Genomic DNA, 12,522 nt, shown 5'->3' with positions numbered 1-12,522 from the left:
AACCTCTAATTTGAATTATTTTTTCTATCTGTGTCTCTGGGCGATTTTGACCAAAGACTTAATTCTACAGTAGCAACTGCTTTCTCCCTGGGTTGCTGTTTAGGAAATTCCCGATTAGCAACAATCTCGCCAAAAGGACTTAATAGTTGCGGTTCTACTGTTGGTAAATTATCTAAAGGTAAACGAGGGAAAAGCAATTCTGCGACCCGATAAGCTTCCTCTAAATGGGGATAACCAGAGAAGATAAAACTATCAATTCCTAAATCTGCGTACTCTTGCATTCTTCTAGAAATGGTATCAGGATCACCTACTAACGCAGTCCCCGCACCACCGCGAACTAAACCAATTCCTGCCCATAAATTTGGGCTGATTTCCAAAGCTTCACGACTACCGTTATGTAATTCCTTCATCCGCCGTTGTCCGACTGAATCCATCCGGGCATAAGCTTGTTGGGATTTAGCGATCGCATCTTCATCTACATAACGAATCAAATCATTGGCTGCATCCCAAGCTTGACTCTCCGTTTCTCTGACAATCACGTGAAGACGAATCCCAAAACGTAATGTTCTCCCTTCTGCTGCGGCTAATCGTCTTAAATAAGTAATCTTTTCAGCTACCTGTGCAGGTGGTTCACCCCAAGTCAGGTATACATCAACGTGTTTAGCAGCAATTTCTTGGGCAATAGGAGAAGAACCACCAAACCACAAAGGTGGATAAGGTTTCTGCACAGGGGGAAAAAGTATTTTACCTTCTTTGATGTTGAGATAATCACCTTCAAAGTTAGCAACCTCACCCGCAGCTATTTCCCGCCAAACTGATAAAAACTCATCTGTCAGTTTATAGCGATCGTCATGACTAAGGTGCAAACCATCTCCCGCCAATTCTACGGGATCACCACCAGTCACCACATTAATTAATAACCGTCCGCCAGAAATCCGATCAAAAGTCGCCGCCATTCTTGCCGCTATCCCTGGTGACATCAACCCTGGACGTATCGCCACCAAAAACCGCATTTTTTTAGTATGAGTTACCAAAGTTGATGCTAACACCCAGGCATCTTCACAAGAACGACCTGTAGGTAATAAAGCACCCGTAAATCCTAATTGATCAACGGCTTGGGCAATCTGTCGCCAATAATCAAAGTTGACCGACCTGCCGCCTATAGCAGTTCCTAGATAGCGTCCATCGCCATGAGTGGGAATAAACCAAAGTACTTCCATGATTCTTATTTATACTGGTTGTAAAACTTTTAAATCTCAAACTACGATAAATCTATCGACAAACCGTACTACATGGATGATGCCCCATATCATTACATATATGGGTTAAGAAAAGCAATAGCTTTACTAAATAAATACTGTAAACCTATCAGATATGTGTAGATTTAGTATTAACCCTTCAAATAACTGGGGTTCCACTGCAACCAGTAATTCTCTAGACTTTTAGCCACAACATCAGCCAGCTTACCGAACAGGGCATATAACACAATACTTAGGACTACTACATCAGTTTGCATGAATTCTCTAGCATTCATTGCCATATAGCCAATACCTGAATCAGCAGCAATGGTTTCTGCAACGATGAGTGTCAACCACATAATCCCTAAAGAAAAACGTACACCCACCAAAATCGAAGACATAGCCCCTGGAAGAATAATTCGCCAGAACAACCCCCAAGTACTTAAGCCGTAAATTTTACCCATTTCTATCAAACCATGATCGACACTACGAATACCGTGAAAAGTATTTAAATAAATGGGAAACATTACACCTAAAGATACAAGAAATAATCGCGCCTCATCCCCAATACCAAACCACAAAATCACCAGCGGAATTAATGCTAAGTTAGGAATGTTACGAAGCATTTGCATGGATGTATCTAATAACTTTTCAGCAATGGGAGAAATACCATTAAGTAAACCTAAACTAAAGCCTATACTCCCTCCAAGTAAAAAACCAGATATTGCCCGTAGAGAACTAATACCAATATTCCTAAAAAGTTCACCTGTTTGAGCCAATTTAATAGCAGCAGTGAAAACTGCTAAAGGCGCTGGTAATATTCTTGTGGGAATAACACCAATGGCGGACAAAAGTTGCCAAACAATAATGATTGTTATTGGTACAATCCAAGGTATAAATGATTGAAAATAGCGATTTTGGAAAAACTTAAAATGGAACTTATTTTTTTTCATTGAATATTTAGACGAAAAATCAGTAAAATAAATTTTCATGACCATTTTTCATTGATTAAGATTACAGTTATGGGCAGTATTTAGCCGCCGTCAAAATGTGAAAAAAATCAACACAAATTATTTTTTGCTAATTCTTTGGGGTGTAATAGCTGCATATTGTTGAGAACTGAGAACAGATTCTCTGATGGCAATCTGTTTAGGAATAACTTTTTCCTTATAAAACAAATCAGCAATACGTTGTTGTTCAGCAATCAGAGACGAATTAATAGGTCGTAACCGGAATGTACGTCTACGAACTACTACTCCTAATAGTGACGGATCAAGTTTTAATTCAGGAGCAAGAATTTTTACAACCTCGTTAGGATTAGATTCTGCCCATTCTCCTAACTTATCAACTTCTTCTAAAACTATTCGCACAACTTCCGGGTTTTCAACAGCAAAATTACGTCTAGCCATATAAAAACCACCCTGAGTAGCAATTCCTGAAGCATTTCTCAAAACACGAGCATTAGCATTTTTTTGGACGAAGGCAATAGAAGGGTCCCAAGCTACCCAAGCATCAATTTTCTTTTGAATAAAGGCATCACGGGCTTCAGCAGGAGTTAAACTCACGGCTTGAATATCACTAAATTTTAAACCTACTTCAGCTAATGCTCGAAGTAATAAATAATGTGAAGCAGATCCTTTTTGAAAAACAACTTTTTTACCTTTAAGATCCTTAACTGTTTTAATAGGAGAATCTTTCTGAACAACAATAGCACTACCTTCACCTTTACTGGGTTTACGTCCAGCAATATAAACTAATTTAGCACCAGCAGCTTGGGCAAAAATTGGTGGTGTTTCTCCGACAGAACCAATATCAATTCTATTTGCATTCATCGCTTCCATGAGTTGTGGACCAGCAGGAAATGGAAACCATTCTACCTTGACACCTAAAGGCTTGAGACGCTTATCTACTACTCCTTTGATTTTCACAATATCGCCAGAAGTTTGATAAGCAAGTCGTACTACTTTGGTTTTAATACCTGTTTTATTAGTTGTATTTTGGGCTTCGACAATATTATTAGAAATCGGTACACCCAGAGAAACTAAAGCTAATGCTGATACTGAGTATTGAACGAATTTTTGTAAAACTGTGCGTCGTGGTAAATTAAAGTTCATGATTATGCCTCCTCACTAAATTTGAAATTATTGAAATTATTTGATTTTTGAATTATTAGTCTCATTTCCAAGCACCAATAACTGTAATCGGCAGTTCTTCTATAAACTGTCCTGATGGTTCAACTGCAAGCAGAGATTCTTTTAAATCAGCTTCAAAGTTAGCGCGATTTTCACCTATAAATGAAGGGAGGCAAAAAGCTGTCGAATATAGATAGCCAAGATATGTATCAATCGTCCAAGATTTGACATATTTGATTTCATAATTCGCTTGGTGTGAAAAAGGAGATTTTTCCAGAATTTCTTCATGAGAAACTTCTAGATTCTTCCATAAACCCCTACCACTACGACCAGTACGCCGTTGTTCTCCTAGCCAATGTTTAACAACTGAAATGGCTGTTTTTTTCCAAGGATGGTTACTATTCCAAGGGTCTTCGTAGGTCTTGATAATAGCTACACCACCATCATCAGAAAGTAAGTCATAAATGCGGTTGATGACAAATTCTCGCTCCATCCAATGAAAAGCTCTGCCAATGGTGACAAAACGGAATTTACCTACAGCGGGAGAGAGATTTTCGGCTCTATCATGTACCCAACTGATATTTTCTGCACCAACTTCTGCTGCTTGTTCTTGAGCAACTTGGAGCATTTCTGCATCGGGATCAAGACCAATAACTTCCTCAAAACTATGGCGTAAGGGAATGGTAATTAAACCAGTACCACACCCCAGGTCTAGTAGTCTTCCTTTACCATTAAGATGGAATTTATCTATCAATAAATCAAACAATGCAAGTGGATACTTAGGTCTATATTGACCATAATACAACGCAGCACCTTCAAATAAGGTTGGATCGTATGCAGGAATTGTTGTCATTTTAGCAAGTCAATTTATTTTGGATTTACGTTAGCGAAGCGTACGCAGCGCAGCGAGTATTTTGGATTAATTCCGCCCTGAAGAGGTGGGGCTTGTACCGAAAATTCCTAATCTAAAATCTAAAATTCAAAATCTGAAATTTTCGGTCACACAATTTTGGATTTTGAATTGGTTATTGAGTAAGTCCTATAGCTAAAACACAGAACCTAAAATGGGCGACTACCTGCTAAACTAATCCGTTTCATCACCCGACGTTGATTAGGATTAAAAGCTTGACGGTAATGCAAAGTAGATTGATTATCCCAGTAGACAATATCACCAACAGACCATTTATGTTGATAATAAAACTGAGGTTGGTAAAGATGTTCTCTCAATTGTTCAATTAATTCTTTACCTTCTTGAGGTTCTAAACCAACAACTTCAACTTCTGTGGCGTAATCTAAATATAAAATCTTTTTGCCACTTTCAGGATGTGTTCTGACTAATGGGTGGGGGAATATAGGACTAATTAGAGGAATATTTTTATCCTCACGATATTTTCTGCGGGGTTCTCCTGGTTTATTTAAAAATGGGTTATAAGTAATCAACCGCAAATCTGCAATTTTTTTCTTTGTGAAATCATCCAAAGTTTCATAAGCTAAATTCAGATTTAACCAAGAGGTATCTCCACCTTCAGATGGAACTTCTAAAGCATAGAGTAGAGAACCACTGGAAGGATAGGGTGTCCATTTGTGATCAGAATGAAAAGCTAATTCACCTGTACCAGTGTAGCCACCATCAACATTAGAAACAGGAATAATTACTGGTGTGACTCCTGGCTGAGAAGCTAGAACTGGAACATCATCTGGTGGTACAAATAATGAGCCAAAGTTAAACGCGAAGTTTAAAAATTGCTCATTATTGAAAGTTTGATTTTTGAAGATGAGAATATGATAATCACGTAATGCTTGTTTAATCTGTAAAATTGCTTCAGGTGCAAGAGATTTTTCAGCATCCAATCCAGTGACAACTGCTCCCAATGGTGCATTAATGGGAGTAATTTGAAAGTTAGTTAAAGTGAGTGTTGGCATAATTAAAAATTAATTTCAAGTTCACCAAAAATAATGGCTATTTTTGAGCAAGCACTTCTTTGGGCGTAATTTCTGCATATTGTTCAGGAGTTAAAAAACCATCTCTGACATTTACCCTTTTGGGTATTAATCCTAAACTTAACCATTTATCGGCAACTTCTTGTTGTTTATTGATTACTTCTTCATTAATGGGTACTAAAGCAAAATCGTATTTACTATGCATTTTTTCTAATGTTGGTACATCAAGCTGCGTTGCCGACGTGAGCAATTGAGCAATTTCTTTAGGATGATTTTTTGCCCAGACTTGAGAATTTTGTAGTTCCTCCAGAAATACCTTAATGACTTCAGGATTCTCTTGATAGAATTTGCGATTTGTAGTGTAAAAGTTGTTAGTATCTCGTAATCCACCGCTACCATCTATTAGCACGCGACCAGCTTTATTTTGTACATTTCTAGTCACAAATGGCTCCCAGATAAACCAAGCATCTACTTTCTTTTGACTAAATGCTACATTTGCATCGGGAGGTGCTAGAAACACTGACTCTACATCACCCAGTTTCATCCCTGCTTTTTCTACTGCTCTCACTGTCAGGTAATGACCTATTGATGCTTTTTGAAAAGCAATTTTTTTACCTTTTAAATCTTGGAAGTTTTTAACTGGGGAATTAACAGGAACTAAAAGTGAAATTGCTTGACCATCTGAAGAGTTGGCAGCTAAGTATACAAGAGGTGATCCAGCAGCCTGAGAAAACACGGGGGGTGATTCTGCGGTAGAAGCAATATCAAGTCCACCTGCATTTAAAGCTTCTAGCTGTTGGGGTCCGGCAGCAAATTCAGGCCATTCGACTTTGTAACCTAGCGATTCTAATCGTTTTGTAAGAGTACCTTTTTGTTCTAAAACTGCTAGGGCTGTCAGTTGTTTTGAGCGGACAATTCGGACTACTTTTTTAGTATTACTATCACTAGCAGCAGTTGTAGTAGCTGTGTTATCTGTAGAAGAATTTGCTTGTTTTTGAGTGTTATTTGGTGAGTTACTGCAACTAAATAGCAGAATAGATAAGACTAAGCTGTGTCCAAGAAAAAATAGTGTGTTACGACGGTTTATACGTCGGACTTTCCATGATTCAAACTTATTTTGCCAATCTTCCATAAATTTATTTACCTCTTGTTAACTTGGCTTCAATTCAAAATTGAATTAATTTTCAAGCACCATAAAATAGATGTTTAGTGTGACACTTGCGTAAGTTTTACTACAAAAGTGTAGGAATTAGTAACAACGGCAGTAATATCTGGCAGATCCCAATGACCAAAATCAGAACCTAAAAAAGCTTTAACTCGATCGCCAAAAGGATGAGCTTTTCTATTAAAAGTATGGGCAATTTTGGGAATACAGCGATCGCACACCGCACATGACCAGGAATTTGAATCGCTTTTCGGCATTTATGCAGACATTGAACTCAGCAAATAAGGAGATTCGGCTATCAATTCTTTTTGTGGGGATTTTTGCTTACCCATTACTCTATCTAAGATTCTCTCCACGGTTTTTGCAAACTTTGCATCTCCTCTAGCCCGTGGACGTGGCAGGTCAATTTTCAGATTCATACTAATTTGACCATTTTCAAGCAAAATTACTCGGTCTGCTAGTACAACCGCTTCTTCAACATCATGGGTAATTAACAGTGCTGTAAATCCTTGTTCTTGCCACAAACGTTCTAATAATTGCTGCATTTCAATTCTGGTTAGGGCATCCAACGCCCCCAAGGGTTCATCTAGTAGTAATAAAGAAGGTTTAGTTGCCAACGCCCTAGCTAAAGCTACCCGTTGCTGTTGTCCACCGGAAAGGACAGAAGGCCATTCGAGGGCGCGGTCTTCTAAGCCCACTGCACGCAGCATTTGTACAGCGGTTTGCTTGGCATAAACTTTGGAGTTAGAACCTAATAAACCTAACTCTACATTTGTTAACACTCGTTGCCAAGGTAAAAGTCGTGCATCTTGAAACATCATGCGGATAGTTGGATTAATGCGCTGCTCATTATATTTACCATTTAACAAAATATCCCCGTCACTAGGAGCATCTAACCCAGCAACTAAACGCAACATTGTACTTTTACCACAGCCACTTCGTCCCACAATGGCCACAAATTCTCCTGGCTGAATCTCCAAATCAATTCCTTCTAAAACAGTTTTGTTTCCAAAAGATTTTTTCAGCCCTTTAAGATTTAATTGCATTCCTTTCACTTCATTAGTCATATTCAAAACCTCTCATTTTAGATTTTTTATTGGTCAGCCTCAGCAAATCTATCAACGAAACAGAGGCTGCGATCGCATAACATTCTTTCCAACCGAAATTTAGATACTGTTTATCTGCTTCAATGTTTCTCAAACAAAAGCTTCAGTAAATCAAGTATGTGACATTTAGGACTAAAGCTGCGTGTCACACTAAAAATCTGTTGTAGGATGTGGTTCGGCAAGCTCACCAACCACGTCAGACTGCATAAATCTTGCAAATAAACAGATTATTGACATCTGACGCACCATACCAATGTGCCAGTTGCGTAAGTCCTGACATTGATACCAATACGCTTGTTGTTTAACTCTGTCTTAGATACAATCTACATTAAATCGGTAGGAATACCGTAGCTTTATATTAGTCTGGCATAATTAGATAAAAAATGCAAGTATTTTTTAGAATAAATGTACAAAAAAATCCCCACTTGTCTATGGGGATTTACAGCATTCAAAATTTTGACAATTAACTAATTAATTGCTCACATCAATTAAATAATCTCTCTTTAAAAGTTACAGAATATTGTAGCTAAATAAAGCTGACAGCAAAGCCTGAATTCTACTGTATTTAACGTAGTTCAAAACCCAGATTATTCAAAGCCTCCCGTAACCTATCCCGACCTGATAAAGACTCAGCAAATGCTACTCTTTTGCTAGAATGTTCTGACCAATCACCAGGAATATTCATTTTCTGCGAAACATAAAAATCTCTCATAATTTGATTGTAAAGAGAAATTCCTTCATTTTGTTTTGCAAGTTGATAAGTTTCCCTATGTAGCACTACCGACTGAGGCAAACGTGGTTTAACAGCTACATTCACAATTGGATCGGCATAACCAACACATAACCCAAACACTGCAACTACATGAGAAGGCAAATTTAGTAATTGTGCCACTTCTTCTGGTTTGTTTCGTAATGCACCGATATAAACTGTTCCTAAACCAAGAGATTCTGCCGCTACCACTGCATTTTGGGCTGCTAAAGATGCATCTATAGCCGCCATCAAAAACATTTCTAAATAATCTAAACCCTCATGGGGTATTCCAGCACTTTCGGCAGTATATGTCAGTCTTGCCAAATCTGCTAACCACACTAAAAATAGAGGACTTTGGCGAATATGAACTTGATTATTAGCCAGCTTTGATAATTCTTCTTTACGATTTGCATCTTCAACTGCTACTACACTCCAAGTTTGGAGATTAGAGGAACTAGAAGCAGATTGAGCAGCAGCGATTAAAACTTCTAAAGTTCCTAGGGGTAAAACATCAGGTAAATAGGCACGAATTGAACGATGGGATAACAGAGTTTCTAATGTGTCACTCCAAGGAATATTTGGATTAAATTTGTCGTTACCATACCGATCATTGAGTAATTCAGTTGGGTTGGTCATAATTCGTAATTCTTGCTGTAAATGATTAACAGGATTAAAGAACTTTGAAGAAGAAATTCTGTAAATCTTTAAATCCTGTAAATTTTAATTCAGAAGCATTAAAACCTGAAGGTAGTACGCAGCCAACCTACTAAACTAGCAGGGTTGCTGGCATCGGAATCTGGTGCTGTTACCCAAATAAATCCAGGAGTAACTTCAATATTGTCAGTGAGTTTATATTGATACCATCCCTCAATGTGCAGTGAAGTATCTTTATCTGCTTGACCCTTACCTGCTCCTAAATCTACATTTGAACTCAAACGAGTCAGTGTAGGTGCCCGACCCACAAAAATAGCCCCTAAGCTACCTTTTTTTCCTAAATCGGGAAATGTTAGTCCTGTTCCCCAGTTCCAGACTTGACCATCTCCATGTCCCAAATAACGATGGGCTGAATAGCCCACAAAACCATTGACTGCTAACCTTGGATTAACTTTATATAATGCCCCAATGCCATAAAGGTTTCCCACAGTTCCGGCTCCAGCTACGGTACTGTTTGCCAAGTTACTACCAGCGGCTGGCCCAAAATTAGTTCCACTTTGACCAGTTGCACCCGGTGGACTGTAGGTATTAGCGTAACTTAAACCAAGGCGAAAATTTTTCTTGGGGCTAAAGTATGTTACTTGCCCGAAAGCCACATATCTGCCTGTAAATAAGCCATTATTAGGTAGAGGATTATCACCATTAGGCGCACTGTATGATGCCCCTAATTGCCACTGGTCACTCAGGTTATGGAGTATGGCAATTCCCGGACCTGTATCTCCATAATTATAGACCATATTTCGCCGGGAAAATCGTGATATTCCATTAGAAGCAGAACCTTCAAATGGGTTAGTAGGACCACTTAAACCGATTTCATTGGCTCCATCTGACTGAGCAAAAATGTTAAATTGTGTCTTTTTCCCAATTGGAAACCGATAACGGACACCACCAAGAATAATCTGATTGGGTTCAAAACGAGGGCTGCGATTATCGGCGGTTCTTCCGTCAAAGGTTCCAAAAATTCCTCTTCTAGTAGTCCCTAAAGACTCAATATTTCCGCCTGAGAGTGTTAACCGTAGTTGATCTTTACCAGTAAAACTGGTGTTTAATACTAAACGAGCCTGGTCTTGAAATGTAATGGTACGGGGTGCGGGTTGCTTGGTGATCACGTTATTGCCCGCTAAAACCCCTCCAAGTACGAACTGAACCTGACCACTCAGTGTGGTTGTTGTCGAGAACTGATTGGCTTCTACTTCTGCTGTACGTGCTTCTAAACTATCTAATCTCCCACGTAATTGAGCAAGTTCGGTGTTAAATTCTTCAGTTAGACGCTGTATGGTTTCCAAATCTGTTTTTACAGCCAGATCAGATGTAGATGATGCGATAAGTTTGTTGACTTGATCTAAACAAGCGTTTAATCCTGCGGCAAATTCGTAGCGACTTAAGGCACGATTACCTTTAAATGTGCCATTTGGATACCCAGCAATACAACCATAACGTTCTACTAAAAATTGCAAAGCTTGAAATGCCCAGTCACTTGGTTGTACATCTGAAAGTTGGGATACGGATGTAAGTTGTGATTCATCAATTGAAGAGGAAGGTTCTTTTTGAGCAATTATTTGAGTACCGTTGTCAGATTTAGGAATATTGATGCTGACGGGTGATAAAGCCTCTTTACCTGCTGTTTGATTTTTTCCTCCTAGTTCACTGGCAAGAGTTTTTGTACTAGCTGCTAAAACTAACAGGAATACAGACATTGGCAAAGTAAGCAATAAATTCCAAGCAGTTTTTTTCATTTTGATAACCTTACACACACACAAAATTTAATTCAGCACCAAATCACAGAGGATTTCGCACTTAATATAGGGAAAAGAAGAGAATTTCTCAGATAGAGATTTCCTGTCATTAGGTCTATCTAGATTAGTTTTGTATTCATAATGATATAAAAGCCTATAGTAGCTAGACAATTACCTCATGCATTAAAGCAATCTACGATAATTTGATCGATTCACAGTAGTTAATGATTGATAAGTAGCAATATTTCATAAAAAAACTCAAATAGTAGTATTAGTGGATACATTTTTTATAATTTTAAATTAATTGCTACAAAGGGTTGTTTATCTCAGTTTTGTATGATAATATACGTTTTTAGCTATTAACTCCGGTAAATCAGTAGATTTAATAGGGTTGCATATAATAGTCATATTTTTAGATTTTGTAGCAAAAAGTAATTAAGGAGAATTATCCAAATCTTATGAAATACAACCAACTGGGAGAAAGCGACCTCAAGGTTTCAGAAATTTGCTTGGGAACTATGACCTATGGGCATCAAAATACTATTGAGGATGCACATCAACAACTCGACTATGCGATTACCCAAGGGATAAATTTCCTAGATGCTGCGGAGATGTACCCTGTACCTCCTCGTGGTGAAACCCAAGGAAAAACTGAGGCTTATATTGGTGAATGGTTGAAAAAACAGCAACGAGATCAACTGATAGTTGCTACTAAAATTGCAGGTCCTGGTCGTCCTTTTTCCTGGTTGAGAGGCGGAAATAATAAAGTTGACCGTGATAATATTACACAGGCAGTAGATGATAGTTTGCAGAGATTACAAACTGACTATATAGATTTGTATCAAATCCATTGGCCTGATCGTTATGTCCCTACTTTTGGTCAAACAGCCTATAATCCCGAATTGGAAAGGGAAACCGTACCTATTGCTGAACAGTTAGCAGTTTTTGCTGATGTGATTAAAGCTGGGAAGATTCGTTATTTGGGTTTGAGTAATGAAACTCCTTGGGGGGTAAGTGAGTTTGTTCGCATTGCTAATGATCTGGGATTACCTAAAGTTGTAACTACTCAAAATGCTTACAATTTACTCAATCGTAACTTTGAATCAGGTTTAGCTGAAGTTTTTCGTTATACAGATGTGGGTTTATTGGCTTACAGTCCTCTGGGCTTTGGGTTTTTGACTGGGAAGTATATCGAAAACCAACAATTAGAAAATACGAGAATAACTTTATTCCCAGGTTTTGGACAACGGTATTTAAAACCCAATGTGCAGGAAGCGGTTAAGGCTTATGTGGAGCTTGCTAAAAAGTATAATCTCTCACCTGCTCAATTAGCGATCGCATTTGTCAAAAGTCGCTGGTTTGTTAAAAGTACAATTATTGGGGCTACAACTTTGGCACAATTACAGGAAAATATAGATAGTGTCAATGTGGTTTTGGATAAAGAGATTTTCGCAGATATAGATGCAATTCATACTCGTTATCCTAATCCAGCACCTTAGAGGATGTTTGAAAAGTTTTGGGCGAATATAATAGAGCCTACGGCACGCCAAGGGCGAACGCTACTACACAAACAAAGTCCACCTACGTGGACTTAGGGACTTCCAAGAAATAAATTATCCGGATTAACGTATCGCTAAAGCGAAAGCTCCGCTAACGCAAAGCGTGCGCGTAGCGCAGAGGACACAGAGGAATAAGGATTTGAGAGATTTTTGCGTTAGGTAGTTGAGTGTTTTTTATTT

General features: G+C 38.4%; 12 protein-coding genes. 1 reads left to right on the top strand and 11 read right to left on the bottom strand.

What is annotated here, in order from left to right; all coding sequences use genetic code 11:
• Nucleotides 1–5 precede the first annotated feature (5 nt).
• The 11 genes from ssuD to ACOWPH_RS00285 all read right to left on the bottom strand — a co-directional run bounded on the left by ssuD (nucleotide 6) and on the right by ACOWPH_RS00285 (nucleotide 10,783).
• Nucleotides 6–1,220, bottom strand: a complete 1,215-nt coding sequence (ssuD, locus tag ACOWPH_RS00335; RefSeq protein ID WP_015213454.1) for an FMNH2-dependent alkanesulfonate monooxygenase — start codon at nucleotides 1,218–1,220, stop codon at nucleotides 6–8.
• Between the two features lie 170 nt (nucleotides 1,221–1,390).
• The gene (gene ssuC / locus ACOWPH_RS00330) at nucleotides 1,391–2,191 is read right to left on the bottom strand and encodes an aliphatic sulfonate ABC transporter permease SsuC (protein ID WP_042464688.1); all 801 of its coding nucleotides are present in this window, start codon (nucleotides 2,189–2,191) and stop codon (nucleotides 1,391–1,393) included.
• Nucleotides 2,192–2,308: 117 nt separating this feature from the next.
• Complete coding sequence (locus tag ACOWPH_RS00325; protein WP_015213452.1) at nucleotides 2,309–3,352, bottom strand: sulfonate ABC transporter substrate-binding protein; 1,044 nt, start codon at nucleotides 3,350–3,352, stop codon at nucleotides 2,309–2,311.
• Between the two features lie 61 nt (nucleotides 3,353–3,413).
• Nucleotides 3,414–4,223 (bottom strand): class I SAM-dependent methyltransferase, encoded by an 810-nt coding sequence (locus ACOWPH_RS00320; protein ID WP_015213451.1) that lies wholly within the window; start codon nucleotides 4,221–4,223, stop codon nucleotides 3,414–3,416.
• A 206-nt stretch (nucleotides 4,224–4,429) separates the two neighbouring features.
• Nucleotides 4,430–5,293, bottom strand: coding sequence for a TauD/TfdA dioxygenase family protein (locus tag ACOWPH_RS00315; RefSeq protein ID WP_015213450.1), 864 nt, complete (start codon nucleotides 5,291–5,293; stop codon nucleotides 4,430–4,432).
• A gap of 37 nt (nucleotides 5,294–5,330) precedes the next feature.
• Entirely contained in the window at nucleotides 5,331–6,443 is a 1,113-nt protein-coding gene (locus ACOWPH_RS00310; protein WP_015213449.1) for an aliphatic sulfonate ABC transporter substrate-binding protein, read from the bottom strand.
• Nucleotides 6,444–6,517: 74 nt separating this feature from the next.
• A complete protein-coding gene (locus ACOWPH_RS00305) occupies nucleotides 6,518–6,733 on the bottom strand; it encodes a hypothetical protein (protein WP_042464686.1) in 216 nt (71 codons plus the stop codon).
• Nucleotides 6,734–7,543, bottom strand: a complete 810-nt coding sequence (locus ACOWPH_RS00300) for an ATP-binding cassette domain-containing protein (protein WP_015213448.1) — start codon at nucleotides 7,541–7,543, stop codon at nucleotides 6,734–6,736.
• Complete coding sequence (locus ACOWPH_RS00295) at nucleotides 7,536–7,676, bottom strand: hypothetical protein (protein WP_422665655.1); 141 nt, start codon at nucleotides 7,674–7,676, stop codon at nucleotides 7,536–7,538. The genes ACOWPH_RS00300 and ACOWPH_RS00295 overlap by 8 nt, the downstream gene beginning before the upstream one ends.
• Before the next feature lie 471 nt (nucleotides 7,677–8,147).
• Nucleotides 8,148–8,969: an NADPH-dependent oxidoreductase gene (locus ACOWPH_RS00290; protein ID WP_015213447.1), complete on the bottom strand. Its 822-nt coding sequence runs from the start codon at nucleotides 8,967–8,969 to the stop codon at nucleotides 8,148–8,150.
• A 98-nt stretch (nucleotides 8,970–9,067) separates the two neighbouring features.
• Complete coding sequence (locus tag ACOWPH_RS00285) at nucleotides 9,068–10,783, bottom strand: iron uptake porin (protein WP_015213446.1); 1,716 nt, start codon at nucleotides 10,781–10,783, stop codon at nucleotides 9,068–9,070.
• 458 nt (nucleotides 10,784–11,241) lie between these two features.
• Between ACOWPH_RS00285 and ACOWPH_RS00280 the strand changes: the two genes are divergently transcribed.
• Nucleotides 11,242–12,282: an NADP(H)-dependent aldo-keto reductase gene (locus ACOWPH_RS00280; RefSeq protein ID WP_015213445.1), complete on the top strand. Its 1,041-nt coding sequence runs from the start codon at nucleotides 11,242–11,244 to the stop codon at nucleotides 12,280–12,282.
• The last annotated feature ends 240 nt before the right edge of the window (nucleotides 12,283–12,522 follow it).

It is taken from the genome of Anabaena sp. PCC 7938, assembly GCF_049315035.1.
GTDB lineage: Bacteria > Cyanobacteriota > Cyanobacteriia > Cyanobacteriales > Nostocaceae > Anabaena > Anabaena cylindrica.
This window is presented reverse-complemented; position numbering and strand designations above follow the sequence as displayed.